The following is an 18,518-nucleotide window of genomic DNA, read 5'->3' as shown; positions in this document are numbered from 1 at the left end:
GGCGTGTCGTTCACGCTCACCGATGCCGAGCTCAACGAACTGCTGGACCAACTTCCGGCCCTCGCGGGACAGCCGCGACAACTCGAGGACCTGCCCGGCGGCCTGACCAACCGCAACGTCAAGATCACCACTTCCACACGGGTTTACGTCGCTCGATGTTGCGGCACGTCGTCGAACCTGCTCGGCATCGACCGTGACAACGAGCACTACAACAGCAAGGCGGCCGAGGTGGCCGGGGTGGGCGCGCCGGTGATCGACTACCGCCCCGATCTGGGCATCCTGCTGATCGGGTACCTGAACGGCACGACCCTGTCCAACGAGGACTTCGCGCGCCCGGGCGTCATCGCCAAGGTCGCCGCCGCCTGCCGTGCGCTGCATCGAGGCCCGCGGTTCCGCAACGACTTCGACATGTTCGAATTGCAGCCTGCCTACCTGAAGGTGGTTCGGGACAATGGCTTCCGACTTCCGGATGACTACCTCGACTTCGCCGACCAGTTCGACGCCATCCACCGGGTGCTGTCGGCGACCGATCGGACGACGGTCCCGTGCAACAACGATCTTCTCGCGGCGAACTTCGTCGAGGACGGCGACCGCGTCTGGCTGATCGACTACGAGTACTCCGGCAACAACGACCCGTGCTTCGAGCTGGGCAACACCTCCTGTGAATGTCAGCTCGACGCCGACCAGCGCGAAGAACTGGTCACGGCCTACTACGGACGCCGACTACGGCACAAGATCGCCCGCGCTCGGCTCCAGGGCATCGCAGGCATGTACGGCTGGGCATTGTGGGGTTGCATCCAAAGTGGCTCCAGCCCACTCGACTTCGACTTCTGGGGCTGGGGGATGGAACGGTACGAGGGTGCCGTCGCCGAGTTCAAGGGCCCGGACTTCTCTTCCCTGCTCGACGACGTTGCGGCCACGGGCTAGAAGGGCGATGAGCATGCCGACGAAGTCCCTGCCCACGCGTGCCCAGGTCGTCGTCATCGGCGGCGGCGTCATCGGCACCAGCGTGGCCTACCACCTCACCAAACTCGGCCACACCGACGTCGTGCTGGTCGAACAGGGCCAACTGTCGTCCGGAACCACCTGGCACGCCGCTGGTCTCGTCGGTCAGCTACGGGCATCCGAGAGCGGCACCCGGCTGGTGCAGTACTCCACCCAGCTCTATACCGAACTCGAGGACGAAACCGGGCTCACCGCGGGTTACAAGCAATGCGGCGGGGTGACGGTCGCGCGGACCGAGGACCGCATGATCCAGCTTCGCCGAACTGCCGCCAACGCTGCGGCGTTCGACCTCGAGTGTGAATTGCTCACTCCTGCAGAGGCTCTCGAGCGTTACCCGGTGATGCGCGTCGACGACCTGGTGGGTGCCATCTGGCTGCCCGCCGACGGCAAGGCCAACCCAACTGATCTGACGCTCGCGCTGGCGAAGGGGGCGCGGCTGCGAGGCGCCCGGATCGTCGAACACACCCGGGTGGTCGGCGTGCTGACGGACGGCGGCAGAGTCACCGGGGTGCGCACCGACATCGGTGAGATCGAAGCCGACATCGTCGTGAACTGCGCGGGCCAGTGGGCCAAGCAGGTCGGCTCGATGGCGGGGGTCAACGTCCCACTGCACTCCGCCGAGCACTTCTACGTCGTCACCGACACCATCGCCGGGGTGCACACCGACATGCCCATCCTGCGCGACCCCGACGGCTACACCTACTTCAAGGAGGAGGTCGGTGGTCTGGTCATCGGCGGCTTCGAGCCGGAGGCGAAACCGTGGGTGAGTCCCGACGCGATTCCGTATCCGTTCGAATTCCAGCTGCTGGAAGAGGATTGGGACCACTTCCAGATCCTCATGGACAACGCCCTGTTGCGGATTCCCGCGCTGGAGGAGACCGGCATCAAGAAGTTCTACAACGGGCCGGAGAGCTTCACACCCGACAACCAGTTCATTCTCGGCGAGGCACCCGAGTGCGCGAACTTCTTCGTCGCAGCGGGTTTCAATTCGGTGGGCATCGCGTCGGCAGGCGGTGCGGGTCGGGCGCTGGCCGAGTGGATCGTGAACGGTTCGCCCACCACCGACCTGACCAGCGTGGACATCAGGCGGTTCGCCCCGTTCAACGGCAACAACAGGTGGCTGCACGACCGGGTCGCCGAGATCCTCGGCCTGCACTACGAAGTGCCTTGGCCCAACCGGGAAATGGCCACGGCGCGGCCGTTTCGCCGCTCGCCGGTCCACCATCTCCTAGTTGAGGCTGGTGCCAACTTCGGTAGCCGGATGGGGTGGGAGCGGGCCAACTTCTTCGCCCCGCCCGGCCGCGAACCGACCATCGAGTACTCGTGGGGCAAGCAGAACTGGCTACCCTGGTCGGCTGCCGAGCAGACCAGCACACGCACCGGGGTGACGGTGTTCGACCAGACCTCGTTCTCGAAGTATCTGATGGTCGGCGACGACGCGGAAGCCGCGTTGCAGTGGCTGTGCACCGCCGACATGGCCGTGGACGTCGGCAGGACCGTCTACACCGGCATGCTCAACGAGCGCGGCACCTACGAGTCCGACGTCACCGTAACCCGAACGGCCGAGGACGAGTTCCTGATCGTCAGCAGCGCGGCCACCACCGAGCGGGACAAGGACCACGTTCGCCGCAACCTACCGCCCGGCTGCCACGCACGGCTCGTCGACGTCACCTCAGCGCTGGCGGTGTTCGGCGTGATGGGGCCCGCCTCCCGTGACCTGCTGGCGACGCTCACCGATGCCGATCTGTCCGACGACGCCTTCCCGTTCAGCACCAGCCGGCCAATCACGTTGGGCTATTCGACGATCCGCGCGACGCGCATCACGTACGTGGGCGAACTCGGGTGGGAGCTCTACGTGCCAACCGAATTCGCGGTCGGCGTCTACGAGGATCTGATGTCTGCGGGTGAGCCGTTCGGCGTGACGCGCGGTGGCTACTACGCAATCGAATCGTTGCGACTGGAGAAGGGTTACCGCGCCTTCGGTCGCGAGTTGACCCCCAACGACAATCCGGTCGAGGCCGGGCTGCTGTTCGCGTGCAAACTCAAAACCGACGTCGACTTCCTTGGCCGCGCCGCGGTCGAGAAGGCCAAGGCCGACGGCCCGCGCCGGCGGCTGGTCGGGTTCTCCGTCGGATCAGCGGAAGCCATGCTGTGGGGCGGCGAACTGGTGCTGCGCAACGGCCTCGTCGCCGGCCAGGTGACCTCGGCGGCGTGGGGCGAGACGACGGGGGCGTGCGTCGGCCTCGCCTACGTCCGGTCTCCCGACCACGTTCCCGTCGACGCGCAGTGGATCGCAGCGGGCGACTATCAGGTGAACGTCGGTGGCACGCTGCACCCAATCTCCGTGTCGCTCAAGCCCATCTACGATCCGACCAATGCCAGGATCCGCTGAGTCCGGTACGCCCGCACGTATACGATTCCGTGAAACGGACCGAGGGAGGCTGATCGCATCACCGTCTTTGAAGCGCTCGAGGCGTGGAAGGACCTGCTCGTCGCAACAGCCGGAGCGTCCGCCGCGCTGGCCGGTTTGGTGACGGTCGCGATCGCCACCAACATCGGCGAGATCCTGAAGTATCCGTGGTTGCCGTCGCGGGCGGCGACGTCGATCGCGTTGCTGGTGCTCGTGCTCGTCGTCTCCATCGCCGGCCTGATGCGGCCGCAGAGCATGCTGGCGTTCGGCGTCGAGACCATCGGCTTCGCGGTATTGACGTGGCTGATCACCGCGCGGGCCGCCTGGGTCAAGATCGCGACGCGCGCCCAACACGAGCGGCCGGTCGGGCAGCTCGTCCAGGAGATCGGCCTCTATCAGGTCGGCGTCCTGCCGTTCGTAGTCGGCGGCGCGCTGTTGATGGCCGACGACACCAACGGCATGTACTGGGTCGCGGCAGGAATGATCGCCGCGGTCGTGATCTCGATGCTCACCACATGGGTGCTGCTCATCGAAGTCCTGCGTTGAGGCCCTGCGGCGCATGAAGATTCTGCTCGACGACGCCGACATGGACGCCCAGCTCGGCCGGACGCTCATCGCCGTATCGGCGGAGGCCGCCGACCTCGGTGAGGCCCTTGCTACCGCAAGCCGCACCAGCGCAGGCGATTACGACTCCTGGTTCACCGCATGGTCGGCGACGGCCGAGGTGGCCTCCTCGCTCGCCGACGAAGCCCACAGCCGGGGGCACGCCGTCACCGCCCGCAAGGCCTACTTGCGCGCCTCGGAGTACTGGCGGCAGTCGTTCTTCTTCCTGCGGCACGACCTCGACGACGAGCGGCTGCAGCACGCGTGGCGCCGGCATCGGGAGGCGTTCCGCTCGGCGATGCCGTTGCTCGGCTGGCAGGGGACGAGCACCGAGATCCCGTTCGACGGCGTGACGATGACCGGTTACCTGTTCCGACCAGCGGACGACGCCATCGAAAGACCAACGGTGTTGGCGCCGTGCGGATTCGACTCGACGGCAGAGGTGGGTTACACCGCCACCGGCTACATGGCGCTGCCGCGCGGCTACAACTTCTTCGTGTTCGAGGGCCCCGGTCAGGGCGGCATGCTCTTCGAACACCGGCGCCCCTTCCGACCGGACTTCGAGGCACCCTTCGGTGCGGCGTTCGAATGGCTCATCGCGCAGGAGGGCGTCGACGCGCAAGCGGTGGCGGTGATCGGCCGCTCGTTCGCCGGTTATCTCGGACCGCGTGCGGCGGCGTTCGAGCCCCGGGTGGCCGCGCTCGTCGCCGACCCCGGCCAGTACGACTTCGCCTCGCGCGTCGGCGTGATGGCCAAGGGCGTCGGCTCCGACGATCCGGAGGACTTCCTGGCCAAGCTGACGGCCGCCGACCCGGATGTCGACGCCCAACTGCAGGCCGTGCTCACCGGCCCGCGCAACGTCGAGTGGTACGGCTCCCGGATGGCGGCGATGGGCGCGACTGCGGTTGGCGACTTCATCAGGCACCAGTTGACGTTCTCGCTGGAGGGCATCGCCGCCGACATTCGGTGTCCAACTCTGGTGACCGAGGGCGAGGGCGACTTTGCGTCGCAAAGCTCGCTGCTCTACGAGCATCTCGGTGGCGACAAGGTGTTCAAGCAGTTCACCGAAGCTCAGGGTGCGGGCGGGCACTGCGAGGGCCTCGGCGCAACCCTGTTCGAGGGATACGTGTTCGACTGGCTCGACGAGGTCCTCGGCAAGACCCCGAAGTAGCCAGGGTCGATCAGTCCTTGTCGAGGCTGTCCCACAGCGCCATCAGGTTGCCGAGGATCTCCTCGGCGCGACCGAGTCCGGCGAGGTGGCTCTCGCCGGGCAGGTGGTAGAGCTCGGCGTCGGGCAGCCGGGACACGACGTGTTGGCCGTGCGCGAACGGCACGATGTGGTCCTTGTCGCCGTGCCACCACCGGACGGGCGCCTTCACCTCGTCGAGCCGGAAACCCCAGTCCCGGGCGAAGACGACGACGTCGGCGAACGGTGCGGACAGCTGCTTGCGGCTGCCGTTGAGCAGGTCGTCGAGGAACATCGCCTTGAACTCCGGTCGCGCCAGCAGCTGGCGGTCGGCCTCCGGTGAGAGGCGGCCGTACAGGTCGACGGCGGTCGACCCCAGCGGCCGGATCAGTTGAACCAGGCCGACGGCGGCTAGCCGCAGCGGTAGTCCGATGACCGGCATCAGGGGCGCCACCGCGGATCCGATGGCCATCACTCCGCCGCTGATTGCATCCGGCCCCTTCGCCGGGGCGACACCGCCGAGGACTCCGGTCACCACGACGCGCTCCGGCATCGCAGCGGCGCAGGCGAGCGCGTAAGGCCCGCCGCCGGACAATCCGATGACGGCCATCTCGTCGATGCCGAGGACGTCGGCGATGGTCCGCAGATCATCGGCGAACGCCAGCGCGTTGGAGTACTGGAACGGCGTGGACGAACCGATGCCCGGCCGGTCGATCCCGATCAACCGGATGTGCTCGAGTTCGGCGTAGACGCGGGCCTCTGTGGGAATCTGTCGACGCGCGCCGGGGGTGCCGTGCAGCCAGAACACGGCGCGGCCCTGCGGGTCGCCGAACTCGGCGAACCCGATCTGACGATCTTCCCCAACGGCGACGTTGCCTTCGAGCTTGGGGCGGGCGATTGGCATGACCATGGTGAAAGTGTCGCACGGAGGGTTTGCCAGCCTGACCGGGTTGGCGCTCCGATCGGGGCGTTTGCATGGCCGATTGGTGGCAACCCTAGCGCCATGCGAGAGGGAAGTTCGCTGATCCCGAGCCAGACGGATCGGCGGATCCGGCTGACTCACCACGTCCTCGTGCTCGACGACGGGCACCAGGTCGGTGTTTCGGTCGGCGGGCGGGGCGTTCCGCTGGTGTTCATGCACGGCCTGGCGCTGAGCCGGCGAGCATATGTGCGCATGCTGAGCCGGTTCGCGGGGCTCGGCTTTCTGGTCGTGGCGATCGACGCGGCGGGCCACGGTGACACCCGAAACCTGCCGCGCGACGCGGGCGAGTTCGCCGACCGCGTCGATCTGACGGTGCGCACGCTGGACGCGCTCGGCATTCGGCAGGCCGTCGTCGCCGGCCATTCGATGGGCGGCCGGATGGCGATCCAGCTCGCTGCCGTCGCACCCGATCGAGTGTTGGCCGCGGTGCTGTTCGACGCCGCCGCGGGGGCGTCGTTCGACCGAGCGGTGTCTTCGGTGTTGCGCTCGCCACGGCAGGCGATGCGGGCACTCCTGGGGATGGCCCTCGACCTCGATGCGTACCGGTTGGACATCGCGGAGCGCAGCCGCTACATGCGGATGCTGGCGTCGGTGATGATCGGCAACGTCCGGCGCCCTTCGGGGGTGACGGGTGCGGCCCGCGCGATCATCCAGTCCGGCGACTACACGCCGTTGCTGCACGCGATGCGGGAGCACCACGTCTCGACGATGGTGTTGCACGGCGAAAAGGACATGGTGGTGCCCTTCGACAGCGCACGCGACATCGCCGAGGAGGCGGACGCGACGCTCTACCAGGTGCCGAGGGCCTACCACTCGTGGATGATCGCCAACCCGAGCCACGGGGCCGACTCGCTCCGACAGCTGCTCGACGGCGAACTCGGTGAGGTCCTGCGCAGTGCCGCCGACGGGTTCGGCATCGAGGACTGGCGTGACGTGGCGGCGTGGGACGAGGCGTTGCTCGCACCGGACGCTCGAGTCCGGGAACTGGCCGCCGACAAGGTCGTCGAGCTCGGCGTGGCCCAGCCTCAGCACGTGGACATGGAGTTGGTTCGGCACCCGCAGCGGACGTGGTGGATGCGGCGAATTCAGCAGCGCGCGGATAGCGCCTAAATCCGCCGCTGCGCGGTGCGCCCCAATCCGTGCTGCCCGGCGATGTCGGCGGTGCAGCCTACGAAGATTTCAGCCAAATCACCAGATCTGTTGCAGCGCAAAGACTACCGGCTATATTTCCTGCGCCTGGCGCACCTCCGCGACGCCAGCCGATGAGTGTTGCCTTCGCGAACTGCGTCTCGTCGGGTGGTAACGCGGCTCGCTGTCCAGATTTGAGGGATTCCTGGCCAGACGAAGGCAGCGCTGGACGCATCGTCAGCGCGAGCATGGATGGCAGACAATCCGAAATCACGAACAGAAGGCGCAGAGATCATGTCCGAAAACATTGCGGGTGTGGAGGTTCCGCAGACCGAGGCGGTCGCCGAAGCGACTCGCTTCCTCCAGGAGACCACCAGCCCGCTCATCTACCACCACTCCCGCAGGGTTTACCTTTTCGGCCAGATCCATGCTCACCGGCTCGGCGTGAAACCGGATCCCGAACTGCTCTACCTGGCCGCCATGTTCCACGACACCGGTCTCGCGACGCCGTTTTCCAATGCCGAACAACGTTTCGAAGTCGACGGGGCAGATCATGCGCGCAAGTTCCTGCTGGAGCGTGGTTTCTCCACCACTGCCGCGGACACCGTGTGGACGGCCATCGCGCTGCACACCACACCGGGGATTCCGGACCATATGGGCCCGGAGATCGCCGCCACGTATCTCGGTGTGCTGACCGATGTCATCGGTTTCGGCCTCGACAGCCTGCACACCGACCAGGTGACCGAAATCCTCGCCGCTCACCCACGCGGCGATTTCAAGAACGAGTTCCTGCAGGCCTACTTCGACGGGTTCAAGAACCGCCCCGAAACCACCAACGGAACCGTCAACTCCGACGTTCTGGAGCACTTCATCCCCGGTTTTCGGCGCACCACCACCGTCGAGCGCATGCTCGGCTCGCCCTGGCCGAGCTGACCGGCAAAGGCATTGGGATGACGATGAATACGGCAAGTGGTTTCACGGGAGGCCGTCGCCTCGGTCGAGGTGTCTCGTTCAGCGTGCTCGTCCTCGCCAACGTAGTGCTGATGGCAGCGACGAGTGCACCATCGCCGATCTATCCGGTGTATCTGGCGAGGTGGGGCCTTTCGGTGACGATGCTGACGGTGGTCTTCGCCGTATACGTAGCCGGATTGGTCGCTGCCCTGCTGACGGTGGGATCACTCAGTGACCACCTCGGGCGACGTCCGGTGCTGGTGGCGGCCCTTCTGGTGGCCGCGGCCGGGACGGTGATCTTCTGGGCGGCCAGCGGAGTCTTCTGGCTGGTGCTGGCCCGGGTGGTGCAGGGCATCGCAACCGGTACGGCGACAGGTGCGCTGGCCGCCGGGCTGGTCGAGTTGTCCCCCGAGGGCCGCCCGCATATGGGGCCGACGATGACCGCCGTTGGCACAAGCTTGGGGCTGGCCGTCGGCGGAGGTCTGGCCGGGTTGCTCGTTCAGGTGAGCCCTCGTCCGGATGCGGAGCTCTTTCCGACGCTCACGTTGGCGTTCGTGGTACTGGCGGCGCTAGTGCTCGCGATCCCTGAGACGGCCCTGCGGCGTGCAGAGGGACGTGCCCCGCTGCGCCCGAGTATCGGAGTTCCTCCCGAAACGCGGCGGACGTTTCTGGCCGCGCTTCCCGCGATCATCGCGGGGTGGTCGGTCACCGGACTGTTCCTCGCACTCGCACCGTCGCTGATGCGCGATGTTCTGCACCTCGGGTTCGGCGCCGCGGGTGGTCTCAGCATCACAGTGCTGTTCATCGCCAACAGCATTGGCGGACTGTGGGCCGTGCGACGTCCCGCTCGAGACGCCACCGCGCTGGGAGCGGTCCTGCTGTCGCTGGGAGCTGGAGGTTTGGCCATTGCCCTGGTCCTCGCGTCCCCGTCGGTATTCATCGGCGGATCAATCGCCTCCGGGCTGGGCGTCGGCCTGACGTTCAACGGAACGCTCCGCAGCATCAGCGCAGCCACCACCGCGAAGTCGCGATCGGAAGTCTTTTCCGCTGCCTTCGTGATCAGCTATGCGGCCCTTGGCCTTCCATCTCTCGCCGCCGGGCTCTCGGCCCCATCGTGGGGACTGCAGACCACGAGCTATCTGTACATCTCGTTCATCGGAGCGATATCCCTGCTCGCGACATTCCGCGCCGCTCGGAATCTCCACTCCCGGCCCGACCAAACCCTTCGGCGCACTTCCGCGATTTGCGAATCCCTATGAAAGGACCTCAAATGCAAGCGATTACCGTCCAAGACCGTGACGCCGGAGTCGGTGGGCTCACGCTGTCCGAACTGCCCTACCCGCACGCCGCCGAGAACGACGTCATCGTTGCCGTCCACGCCGCCGGCTTCACGCCAGGCGAACTGGAGTGGCCCGCCACCTGGACCGACCGGGCCGGCCGCGACAGAACGCCAAGCGTTCCCGGCCACGAACTTTCCGGAGTCGTTGTCGACTTGGGTTACGGCACAACGGGTCTGACAGTGGGACAACGGGTGTTCGGCCTCACCGACTGGGCGCGTAACGGTTCGCTGGCCGAATACACCGCCGTGGAGGCGCGCAACCTCGCGCCTCTGGCCGCCGACATCGACCACACCGTGGCAGCAGCCCTGCCGATCTCGGGGCTGACCGCCTGGCAAGGACTATTCATCCATACCGGCCTTGCCGCCGGCCAGAGCATCGCCGTGCACGGGGCGGCCGGCGGTGTGGGGTCGATCGCCGTCCAACTAGCACGCGAGGTGGGTGCCCGCGTGATCGGCACCGGACGGGCCGAGGACCGCGAACTCGTGCTCGGCCTCGGTGCCCACGAGTTCCTCGATCTCAATGCCGACTCGTTGGAGGACATTGGCGACGTCGACGTGGTCTTCGACGTCGTCGGCGGCGAGGTCCTCGAGCGGTCAACCACGCTGGTACGCCCCGGCGGCACCCTGGTGAGCATCGCCATGGCACCGACGGTGCAGCCCAAGGAAGGACGCGCAGTCTTCTTCGTCGTCGAACCCGACCGCGCGCAGCTTGGCGCCCTGGCCGAGCGAGTGCGGGACGGCCGGATCAAGCCCATTGTCGGCGCCGTGCGGCCCCTCGCCGAAACGGTCGACGCGTTCGCCCGTCGCCGACGCATCCCCGGGAAAACCATCATCCAGATTGCAGGACATGAAGAAGGAGAACGTCGATGATCGCCGCGCGTTTCACCACTGGTCTACTCACTTCCGCTGTCGCCGCATTCATAGCCGGCTGCGGCGCTTCTGCGGCCGACCCTGCGGCAGACACTGCCTCGGCACCCCCGGTGGAGACACTGGCGCCTCTCTACCAACAGGCGCTTCCGAACGTCGCGGACAAAACCTTCACATCGGCGATCGTGACCTTCCCGCCTGCGGCGCGTGCAATGCCCCACCGCCATGGCGACGCCTTCGTCTACGCGTATGTGCTTGAGGGCACGGTCAACAGCCAGCTCGAGGGCGAGCCCGCGCACGTCTACCACCAAGGCGAGAACTGGTCCGAAACGCCGGGCGCACACCACCTGGCGACCGAGAACGCCAGCGCGACCGAACCGGCCAAACTGCTGGTCGTCTTCATCTCCACCACCGGCGAACGACTCAAGGTCGATGATGTCCGCCCCTGAGCGGCCGATGCTCCTCGTGCCACCACGATCATGACCGATTTCGAGGAGGTCGTACGGAACCGCCGGTCGACCCGCATGTTCCTGCGCGACAAACCCGTGCCCCGTGAACTCATCGAGGAGGCGCTGACCGTTGCGATGCGAGCTCCGTCGAACTCGAACGTGCAGCCGTGGCGGCTGTTCGTCACATCGGGGCCACGCCGCGATCGGCTGGTCGAGGCCCTTCTCGAAGCGGCATCGGCCGGATTTCCTGAGACCACCGGCCTTCCGGAGTCCTTCCTCCCGCTGCGCCAAGAACTCGGTGCATTGGTGTACGGCTCCATGGGCATAGCCCGGCACGACGCGGAGGCCCGGCGGCTGGCTCGGCTGCGCAACTGGGAGTTCTTCCGCGCTCCCGTGGGCGCCGTGGTCTGCATGCACCGCGATCTGGGGCTCGTCGACAGCCTAGGCGTGGGCATGTTTCTGCAGACGCTGCTGTTGGCCTTGACTGACCGTGGTCTTGGTACCTGTGTGCAGGTGTCGATCGCGGAGTACCCCGATGTCGTGCGGGCTCAGCTCGACATACCGGACGACCAGATGGTGCTCTGCGGTCTGGCGATCGGTTACCCGGATCCCGCCTTCGCCGGAAACAACCTCGTCGTACCGCGCAATCCGGTTGAGGCGAACGTAACGTTCCTGGACAGCTGACGGCGGATCGTCAAAGGCTCACGTGCTAACCAGAACTCGCGCGGCGAGCTGTGGTGAACCGACGCTGGTACGCCACGGGGCTGATCCCGAGCTCTCTCGCGAACACCCGTCGCATGCTTTCGTAGCTGGGGAATCCGGCGAGCTCCGCTGCTCGTGTCGCGGTGTGTCCTTGGTCGAGATGCGCCCTGGCCATGTCGAAGCGGATGTTCTCCACATACCGGGCCGGCGTGATGGAGAGTTCGTCGTGGAAGAGCCGGGTGAGGTGACGGGTGCTCACGTTGAGGTGCTTCGCCAGCTCGGTGAGTGAATGGTCTGCCTGTGGATTCGCCGTCACCAAGTCGGTGACACTCCGCAGAGCCGGAGAACGCGGCGGCGGCCCTTGCAGCGGAGCGGAGAACTGCGACTGGCCACCCGAACGCTGCATGTACACCACCAGCGCGCGGGCGACGTCGCGCGTCAAGTCCGGCCCGTGGTCCTCTTCGACGAGCGCGAGAGCCAGATCGATTCCGGCGGTCACGCCCGCCGACGTGTACGTGCTGCCGTCACGAACGTAGATGGCGTCTGGCTCGATGCGGCAGGTCGGGCATCGGTTCGCGAGTTCGCGTGTGACTTTCCAATGCGTGGTGGCCCGCTTGCCGGCGAGGAGGCCGGCAGCGGCAAGGATGAACGCGCCGGTGCAGATCGACGCGACGCGCCGCGCTCCGGATGCCGGCATGAGCGCGGCTTGCGCCAGAGCCGAGGGCACAGGCGTCCGCGGAATGTGGTCGGCGCCGGGCACCAGGTATGTGTCCGGCGCGTCCTCGGATGAAACGGCGCCATCGACTGCGACCCCGAACCCGAGGTTCGACGTGACGTCCTCACCCGTCGGCGACACCAGCACGATCTGGTAATTGGCACCGAACCTGTTCGCCGTCTTGAACACCTCCGCCGGACCCGCGACGTCCAACAGGGTCACCCCGTCATAGACGAGAAACGCGACGCAACGGGAGACGGTGTTCGCGCCGGAAGGTGGGGCCGTCGCAGGAGCAGTGGAGCGAGGAGCCATGCTCCCATCTTCACCGAAGCGTGCGGGCACGCCGCGGCCTTTCACCTGTTCGCCCGGCTCAGCGGCTGGCCAAGATCCTTGCGTCACGCCGCGCCGGTGGCCAGAGTCAATGCGCGCACGACGCTGTGCTTGCCGAGGTCGAGCTTGAACTCGTTCTGGCTCAAGGGTTGTGCGCCCACCATGGCGAGACTGGCTGCGGCGCGGAACGCCTCGTGATCGGGGGACCGCCATCGGCTAGTCCTGCTAGCCGGTGAGCCCGAAACCCGCGGATGCGAGAATCGTCGGAATGAGTGCCGTACGCGTGGTCGTCGCCGATGACGACGTTCTGCTCCGCGAGGGGTTGTCCAGCCTGCTGGCGCGATCCGGGTTCGACGTCGTCGGTCAGGCCGGCGACGCAACCGAGCTACTCGACGCGGTCCGCGACCTGCAACCCGGGCTCGTCGTGGTCGACATCCGGATGCCACCGAATCACGCCACCGAGGGGCTCGATGCGGCCAAGACCATCCGGCGGGAATGGCCGGACATCGCCATTCTGGTCCTGTCTGCTCACGTCGACGTCGACCACGCGATGGAGCTCCTGGCGGGCGGCCAGTCGATCGGTTATCTGCTGAAGAGCCGCGTCACCGACGTCGCGGACTTCGTCGACACCGTCGGGCGCATCGCCAACGGCGCTTCGGTCGTCGATCCCGCCCTGGTCGCCGAACTGGTCTCGGCGCGGCGGCGCAACGATCCACTCGCCGCCCTCAGCAGCCGCGAGCGCGAGGTGCTCACGTTGATGGCGGAAGGCCTGTCCAACGCGGGTATCGGGCGGCGCATCTGGGTCACCGAGGGAACCGTGGAGAAGCACGTGCGCAGCATCCTGACGAAGCTGAACCTCCCGGAGACGGGCGATGACCACCGTCGCGTGCGCGCGGTGATCATGTATCTCGACGCGCTCTGAGCGCCTCACGCCCTTTCGGCGAGCAGGTCTCTGATCGCCCCGGGCGACAGCGCGAACTTCGGCAGGAATCCCAGTGCGGGACTGGAATTGATCATGTCGGCGAAGTCCTGCTCGGAATGGGTCGAGATGAGGATCACCGATGGCGCAGGCGATTCCGCGGCGTCCAGCGCTACCGCCACGTCGAACCCGCTCTCGGCGCCGAGGTCGACGTCCACCAGCGTGACGTCCGGTCGGAGGTCCCGGTATTGCGACAACGCCTCTGCGCTGTTGCAGGCGACTCCGACCACGGAAATCCCCGCGCGCTCGAGCATGCTGCTCGCGGCGTCGCGGAAGTTCGCGCTGTCGTCGACGATCAGACAGCGCACGGCAGATATCCCGAGTCCCACATCCACCGAGTTTCGCAGAATGGCCGATCCGGGGCATTACTGCTAGCAGGAATCTGGCGTCGATCGCCCACCAACTAGCATTCCGGTGCGATGACAGAGCCAGCGGACACCGCCACGGGCCAGGAGCGCAGCCGACGGTCGCTGCGCAGCAGGCTGCTCGCCGTCGTGCTGCGACCGACCGCCCGTCCGCTCGGCTGGGGCATCGTCGTGGCGCTGGCGTTCATCGTCGGCGAGACCCTGCTGGTGTTGCAGTTGAAGCGGGTCGCACCCGAGAACGCGTTCGGGGCGATCTTCCTGCTCGGCGTGCTGGTCGTCTCCGCGGGCTGGAGCTTCGGTCTCGCACTGGCCACCTCGCTGGTGAGCGCTGTGGTCTACCTGTACTTCCATCTCGAGGGCGGCGACAGTCTGGCACCCGCCCTGTTCGTCTTCCTGCCACTGGCGCTGCTGGCCAACGTGCTGGCCGGCCAGGCGCGGCTGCGCGCTGCCGAGTCGGAGCAGCGCCGTCGGGAGGCCGACGCGCTGGCCACCCAGCAGGCGGCGTTGCGACGAGTGGCCACCCTGGTCGCGCGCGACGGCGACCCCGCCGACGTCTATCCCACCGCGGTGACCGAGCTGGCGCGAGGCCTGGGCGTCGAGCACGTCACCCTGTCCACGTTCGACGCCGATGGACACTGCACCGTGCTGGCCGCTCACGACTCTGCGGCGCAGGAGAAACTGAAGGTGGGAGAACGACTTCCGCTCGACGGTGACAGCATCGCCGTCCGAATTCGCCGAACCGGACAGACCGCCCGCATCGACGACTACACCGACGTCGACGGGTCCGTCGCCGCCCGCCTGCGCGCGCTCGGATTGCGCAGCGGGGTGGGTGCGCCCGTCAACGTCGGGGGAACCACCCGCGCCGCCCTGATCGTCGGCTCGACGCACCCGGAGCCGATGCCGGACGAAACCGAAGCACGGGTATGCGATTTCGCGGATCTGGTGGGCACCGCGATCTCCAATGCCGAAACCCGCGCCGAACTGAAGGCCTCGCGGGCGCGCATCGTCGCAGCCGCCGACCAGGCCCGCCGCAGCATCGAACGTGATCTGCACGACGGAGCGCAGCAGCGCATCGTGTCGCTCGGCCTCGGGCTACGCGCGCTCGAGGCGTCGATTCCCGAGGAGCAGCACACCGTTCGACAGCAACTCGACAACCTGGTCAACGGCATGGCAGACCTCTACACCGAATTGCAGGAGCTGTCCCGCGGGATCCACCCGGCGATCCTGTCGAAGGGCGGGCTGGGGCCAGCGATCAAGACCCTCGCCAGACGCTCGGTCGTTCCGGTGCGACTTGAGCTCGGCGTCGACCGGCGCCTGCCCGAATCCGCGGAGGCCACAGCCTATTACGTGATCGCCGAATCGCTGACGAATGCCGCCAAGCATGCCGAGGCGTCCGAGGTCACGGTGCGGGCCGCGTTGGACGGCGACGTGCTTCATCTCGAGGTCGCCGACGACGGCGTCGGCGGGGCGACCCCCGGTGGGGGTACCGGACTCATCGGGTTGAAGGACAGGGTGGAGGCGGTCTCGGGAGCCCTGGACGTGACCAGCTCGCCGGGTCGCGGAACCACGATCACCGCGCGGATACCCGTCGGCTCCGAATGAGTTGGGTTGGGACGGCAGTACCGGCTAGCCGGTATCCGATGGTGTTGGCAGCCCCAATGACGCCGAGCGCCGCATAGCGCATCGTCTAAACCCATGATGCCGCCGAACGAGCTGATCGACGGGTACGCCTCCGGGTTCGATGTGCGTCCGCCCGTTCCGTCGGTGCACATCGCCGAGGCTGCCGTAGTCGCGCTGCGCACCGCGGCGCGGCTCACGCCGTTGCGCCCCGGCCTGGTGGACGGCCGCGCGGGCCATCCCGACTCCGCCGCCGAAGCCTTGCGAGAACCGTTGCGGCAGTGCGCAGAAGCCGCGCGGACGCTGCCCCTCGGCCCCGCTCTGCGCGACCGGTTCGGCGCGATCGGGCGGGCAGGCGAACGACGCATCGCCGACGTGACCCGCAGCGTGGGAACCCATCGTGGTGCGCTCTGGACGCTCGGCCTGTTGTCGGCGGGCGCGGCCGTCACCGAGGGAGCCGAATCCGCAGCGAGTTTCGCTGCGCTGGTGGCCCGGACGCTGCATCCCTGCGCGCCGCGGCGCGCCACGCGTGGAGCGGTCGGAGAGGCGAGGGGCGGCTTCCCGCACGTCATCCGCATCGGGCTGCCGGCGCTGCGGGCGAGCCGGCGCCGCGGCGAGACGGGAGAAACCGTCGCGCTCAATGCGCTGATCGCGATCATGGCCACCTTGGACGACACCGGCGTCGTTCGCCGCGGCGGTGCCGAGGCTTTGCGCCTGGTCAATCGCCGTGCGGCGGACGTCGTGCAGGCGGGTGGGTGCGGGACGGACGAGGGACGAGCGCGGCTGGAGGCGTTGTGCCGGGAGGCCGCCCAGCACGGTCTCGCGATGGGCGGCAGCGCCGATCTCCTGGCGGCGACGCTGTTCCTGGATCGGCTCGCTGGATCCGAGTGACCCGCTGCTAAGCGCCGACCCAGCCGGGTGGCAGCCTGTCGGCCCACGGTGCGGCCACCTCGAGCTGGCGGGCGAGTTGCAGCAACACCGTCTCGTCGGGCGCCATCAACTGGACGCCGATCGGCAGTCCCTCCGAACTGACCCCGAGCGGCAGCGAGATCGCAGCCCATCCGGTGACGTTCGCCAGGGTGGTCCACCCGGTCGTGGCGAATTCGACGTCGAAGAACTTCCGCGTCGTGCCGCGGGGCTGATCCAGCAGCGCATACGGCGGCGGGGGAGTGAGCAGCGTGGGCACCAACAGCACGGCGTGGTCGGACATGCCTGCGGCGAATCGGCGAGTCTGGGCGTGCACCGCGCCGATCGCCTCCGCGTACGCGACGCCGGTGGTGGTGAACCCCTCGCGGACCATCACCCACGTGCTCGGCTCGAACTCGTCCTCGTGCGGCTCGCGGCCCAGATGTTCGGTGGCGAACGCATGCAGTTGCGCGTTGCTGACGGTGTGCAGGACGGCGATCGCGTCGGCGACCTCATCCGGATCGATGGTCGGCGCCCCGGTGTCCACGTGGTGCCCGAGTCCGTCCAGCAGCCGAGCCACCGACTCGACGGCCGCCGCGACGTCGGGGTGCGTCGGAGTTCCTGGGAACGGAGAATCCGTCGTCGTCAGGATGCGCTGTGCGGCAGGAACTTCCGCGATCGCGCCCAGGAACGGCCGGTCGGGGAGCGGGGCCGAGTAGGGGTCGCCCGGTGCGGATCCCGTGACGGCGTCCAGCAGCGCAGCGCTGTCGCGGACGGTGCGGGTCAACGCGTGCCCGTTGACCAGACCCTCCATGCCTTGGCCCGCACTCGGCGCGAACGACGTGCGGCCACGACGTGGCTTCAGCCCGACCAGTCCACAGCACGAGGCAGGCACCCGGATCGAGCCGGTGCCGTCGCCACCCGACGCGGCGGGGACCACGCCTGCCGCCACGGCAGCCGCCGACCCGCCGCTCGACCCACCCGGTGTGATGCTGGGCGACCACGGGTTGACGGTGGGCCCGAACAGCGACGGCTCGGTGGTGCAGTGGTTGCCCCACTCGGGCGTGTTGGTCTTCCCGAACACCACCAGACCGGCCGCCAGGTAGCGGTCGACGATCCACGCCGTTTCGGATGCCACGTGGGTGCGCAGCGCGCGCGAGCCCATCGCCTCGGGTGTTCCCGCCAGCGACGAGCCGAGGTCCTTGAGCAGGAACGGCACGCCCGCCAGTGGTCCGGCGGCTCCGTTGCGCAGCGTGCCCGCTTCGTCGAGGGCGGCGGCCTGCGCCCGACCGCGGTCGAACAGGTCGGTGATCACCGCGTTCAGCCCGCGCGCCGCGTCGAGTCGGCTGATGGCCGCGTCGAGGAGTTCGGCCGCGGTGACCTCACCGCCTGCGACGAGCGCCGCCTGTCCGATGGCGTCCAGTTTCGAGAGTTCGCCCGCCGAGTTCGCGTCCATTGACACGGATCTTCCGGGCTGTCCCGAAGGTCGGCAAGTCGGGCCGGTCAGGCGATGGTCACTGCAGCGGGATGTCGTGCCCTTCGCCGCGCTCGTCGTCGGGCCGTGGACCGAAGTAGCGTCGGTCGGCCTCGGTGATGACGACGTCGTTGATGCTTGCCTCGCGTCGTCGCATCAGGCCGTTGTCGTCGAACTCCCAGAGCTCGTTGCCGTAGCTGCGGTACCACTGGCCGGCGTGGTCGTGCCACTCGTACTGGAAGCGCACCGCCATCCGGTTCCCGCGAAATCCCCAGAGGCTCTTGCGAAGAACGTAGTCGAGTTCCCTTTCCCACTTGGCGGTGAGGAATTCGACGATCTCGGCTCGCCCGGTGACGAACTGATCGCGGTTGCGCCAGACCGAGTCTGGCGTATAGGCGAGGCTGACGCGGTGCGGGTCGCGAGTGTTCCAGGCGTCCTCGGCGGCCTGCACCTTGGTGATGGCGCCCTCGAGGTCGAAGGGAGGGAACGGCGGGCGGGACTCGGTCATCG

Annotated in this window: 18 protein-coding genes; 13 read left to right on the top strand and 5 right to left on the bottom strand. The window is 67.7% G+C overall.

All coding sequences use genetic code 11. The features are described 5' to 3' along the window. Nucleotides 1–3 precede the first annotated feature (3 nt). The 4 genes from N536_RS0112565 (at nucleotide 4) to N536_RS0112550 (ending at nucleotide 5,189) form a co-directional block, all read left to right on the top strand. A complete protein-coding gene (locus N536_RS0112565) occupies nucleotides 4–927 on the top strand; it encodes a choline kinase family protein (RefSeq protein WP_029113915.1) in 924 nt (307 codons plus the stop codon). 13 nt (nucleotides 928–940) lie between these two features. Beyond that, nucleotides 941–3,397 (top strand): FAD-dependent oxidoreductase, encoded by a 2,457-nt coding sequence (locus N536_RS0112560; RefSeq protein ID WP_029113914.1) that lies wholly within the window; start codon nucleotides 941–943, stop codon nucleotides 3,395–3,397. A gap of 138 nt (nucleotides 3,398–3,535) precedes the next feature. Then, a complete protein-coding gene (locus tag N536_RS0112555) occupies nucleotides 3,536–3,961 on the top strand; it encodes a hypothetical protein (RefSeq protein ID WP_051574456.1) in 426 nt (141 codons plus the stop codon). Between the two features lie 13 nt (nucleotides 3,962–3,974). After that, complete coding sequence (locus N536_RS0112550) at nucleotides 3,975–5,189, top strand: S9 family peptidase (protein ID WP_029113912.1); 1,215 nt, start codon at nucleotides 3,975–3,977, stop codon at nucleotides 5,187–5,189. A gap of 10 nt (nucleotides 5,190–5,199) precedes the next feature. Here N536_RS0112550 and N536_RS0112545 read toward each other — a convergent pair whose 3' ends face one another. Further along, nucleotides 5,200–6,114: an alpha/beta fold hydrolase gene (locus N536_RS0112545; RefSeq protein ID WP_029113911.1), complete on the bottom strand. Its 915-nt coding sequence runs from the start codon at nucleotides 6,112–6,114 to the stop codon at nucleotides 5,200–5,202. Nucleotides 6,115–6,207: 93 nt separating this feature from the next. Between N536_RS0112545 and N536_RS38300 the strand changes: the two genes are divergently transcribed. From N536_RS38300 to N536_RS0112515, 6 genes are all read left to right on the top strand, one after another. After that, a complete protein-coding gene (locus N536_RS38300) occupies nucleotides 6,208–7,296 on the top strand; it encodes an alpha/beta fold hydrolase (RefSeq protein WP_051574455.1) in 1,089 nt (362 codons plus the stop codon). A 312-nt stretch (nucleotides 7,297–7,608) separates the two neighbouring features. Then, the gene (locus N536_RS0112535) at nucleotides 7,609–8,247 is read left to right on the top strand and encodes an HD domain-containing protein (RefSeq protein WP_029113910.1); all 639 of its coding nucleotides are present in this window, start codon (nucleotides 7,609–7,611) and stop codon (nucleotides 8,245–8,247) included. Between the two features lie 17 nt (nucleotides 8,248–8,264). Beyond that, entirely contained in the window at nucleotides 8,265–9,524 is a 1,260-nt protein-coding gene (locus N536_RS38295; RefSeq protein ID WP_081809178.1) for an MFS transporter, read from the top strand. 11 nt (nucleotides 9,525–9,535) lie between these two features. Beyond that, on the top strand, nucleotides 9,536–10,474 hold the full coding sequence (locus N536_RS0112525; RefSeq protein WP_029113909.1) for an NADP-dependent oxidoreductase: 939 nt from the start codon (nucleotides 9,536–9,538) through the stop codon (nucleotides 10,472–10,474). Next, nucleotides 10,471–10,920 (top strand): cupin domain-containing protein, encoded by a 450-nt coding sequence (locus tag N536_RS38290; protein ID WP_036436133.1) that lies wholly within the window; start codon nucleotides 10,471–10,473, stop codon nucleotides 10,918–10,920. The genes N536_RS0112525 and N536_RS38290 overlap by 4 nt, the downstream gene beginning before the upstream one ends. Nucleotides 10,921–10,950: 30 nt before the next feature. Further along, nucleotides 10,951–11,604: a nitroreductase gene (locus N536_RS0112515; RefSeq protein ID WP_029113908.1), complete on the top strand. Its 654-nt coding sequence runs from the start codon at nucleotides 10,951–10,953 to the stop codon at nucleotides 11,602–11,604. Between the two features lie 25 nt (nucleotides 11,605–11,629). Here N536_RS0112515 and N536_RS38285 read toward each other — a convergent pair whose 3' ends face one another. Continuing rightward, nucleotides 11,630–12,649, bottom strand: coding sequence for a GlxA family transcriptional regulator (locus N536_RS38285; protein WP_051574453.1), 1,020 nt, complete (start codon nucleotides 12,647–12,649; stop codon nucleotides 11,630–11,632). 286 nt (nucleotides 12,650–12,935) lie between these two features. On the opposite strand from N536_RS38285, the gene N536_RS0112500 reads away from it, so the two are divergent. Further along, nucleotides 12,936–13,589: a response regulator transcription factor gene (locus tag N536_RS0112500; protein ID WP_029113907.1), complete on the top strand. Its 654-nt coding sequence runs from the start codon at nucleotides 12,936–12,938 to the stop codon at nucleotides 13,587–13,589. Between the two features lie 5 nt (nucleotides 13,590–13,594). On the opposite strand, the gene N536_RS0112495 is transcribed toward N536_RS0112500, so the two are convergent. Then, the gene (locus N536_RS0112495) at nucleotides 13,595–13,954 is read right to left on the bottom strand and encodes a response regulator transcription factor (RefSeq protein ID WP_029113906.1); all 360 of its coding nucleotides are present in this window, start codon (nucleotides 13,952–13,954) and stop codon (nucleotides 13,595–13,597) included. A gap of 111 nt (nucleotides 13,955–14,065) precedes the next feature. On the opposite strand from N536_RS0112495, the gene N536_RS0112490 reads away from it, so the two are divergent. Beyond that, the gene (locus N536_RS0112490) at nucleotides 14,066–15,613 is read left to right on the top strand and encodes an ATP-binding protein (RefSeq protein WP_051574452.1); all 1,548 of its coding nucleotides are present in this window, start codon (nucleotides 14,066–14,068) and stop codon (nucleotides 15,611–15,613) included. A gap of 93 nt (nucleotides 15,614–15,706) precedes the next feature. Further along, nucleotides 15,707–16,519 carry a triphosphoribosyl-dephospho-CoA synthase gene (locus N536_RS0112485; protein WP_231514506.1) on the top strand — a complete coding sequence of 271 codons (813 nt, stop codon included), beginning with the start codon at nucleotides 15,707–15,709 and terminating at the stop codon, nucleotides 16,517–16,519. 7 nt (nucleotides 16,520–16,526) lie between these two features. Here N536_RS0112485 and N536_RS0112480 read toward each other — a convergent pair whose 3' ends face one another. Both N536_RS0112480 and N536_RS0112475 read right to left on the bottom strand, forming a co-directional pair. Beyond that, nucleotides 16,527–17,990, bottom strand: a complete 1,464-nt coding sequence (locus N536_RS0112480) for an amidase (RefSeq protein WP_029113903.1) — start codon at nucleotides 17,988–17,990, stop codon at nucleotides 16,527–16,529. 58 nt (nucleotides 17,991–18,048) lie between these two features. Further along, nucleotides 18,049–18,516: a nuclear transport factor 2 family protein gene (locus N536_RS0112475; protein ID WP_029113902.1), complete on the bottom strand. Its 468-nt coding sequence runs from the start codon at nucleotides 18,514–18,516 to the stop codon at nucleotides 18,049–18,051. Nucleotides 18,517–18,518: the final 2 nt, after the last annotated feature.

Origin of the sequence: Mycobacterium sp. URHB0044 (genome assembly GCF_000620625.1) — a bacterium.
Lineage (GTDB): Bacteria > Actinomycetota > Actinomycetes > Mycobacteriales > Mycobacteriaceae > Mycobacterium.
Note: the sequence above shows the minus strand (reverse complement) of the source record. Positions and strands in the feature narration are given on the sequence as shown.

Coding starts and splice junctions, on each gene's coding strand:
- N536_RS0112560 (WP_029113914.1), top strand. CDS start 941: ATGCCGACGAAGTCCCTGCCCACGCGTGCCCAGGTCGTCGTCATCGGC.
- N536_RS0112550 (WP_029113912.1), top strand. CDS start 3,975: ATGAAGATTCTGCTCGACGACGCCGACATGGACGCCCAGCTCGGCCGG.
- N536_RS0112545 (WP_029113911.1), bottom strand. CDS start 6,114: ATGGTCATGCCAATCGCCCGCCCCAAGCTCGAAGGCAACGTCGCCGTT.
- N536_RS38300 (WP_051574455.1), top strand. CDS start 6,208: ATGCGAGAGGGAAGTTCGCTGATCCCGAGCCAGACGGATCGGCGGATC.
- N536_RS0112535 (WP_029113910.1), top strand. CDS start 7,609: ATGTCCGAAAACATTGCGGGTGTGGAGGTTCCGCAGACCGAGGCGGTC.
- N536_RS38295 (WP_081809178.1), top strand. CDS start 8,265: ATGACGATGAATACGGCAAGTGGTTTCACGGGAGGCCGTCGCCTCGGT.
- N536_RS0112525 (WP_029113909.1), top strand. CDS start 9,536: ATGCAAGCGATTACCGTCCAAGACCGTGACGCCGGAGTCGGTGGGCTC.
- N536_RS38290 (WP_036436133.1), top strand. CDS start 10,471: ATGATCGCCGCGCGTTTCACCACTGGTCTACTCACTTCCGCTGTCGCC.
- N536_RS0112515 (WP_029113908.1), top strand. CDS start 10,951: ATGACCGATTTCGAGGAGGTCGTACGGAACCGCCGGTCGACCCGCATG.
- N536_RS38285 (WP_051574453.1), bottom strand. CDS start 12,649: ATGGCTCCTCGCTCCACTGCTCCTGCGACGGCCCCACCTTCCGGCGCG.
- N536_RS0112500 (WP_029113907.1), top strand. CDS start 12,936: ATGAGTGCCGTACGCGTGGTCGTCGCCGATGACGACGTTCTGCTCCGC.
- N536_RS0112490 (WP_051574452.1), top strand. CDS start 14,066: ATGACAGAGCCAGCGGACACCGCCACGGGCCAGGAGCGCAGCCGACGG.
- N536_RS0112485 (WP_231514506.1), top strand. CDS start 15,707: ATGATGCCGCCGAACGAGCTGATCGACGGGTACGCCTCCGGGTTCGAT.
- N536_RS0112480 (WP_029113903.1), bottom strand. CDS start 17,990: ATGGACGCGAACTCGGCGGGCGAACTCTCGAAACTGGACGCCATCGGA.
- N536_RS0112475 (WP_029113902.1), bottom strand. CDS start 18,516: ATGACCGAGTCCCGCCCGCCGTTCCCTCCCTTCGACCTCGAGGGCGCC.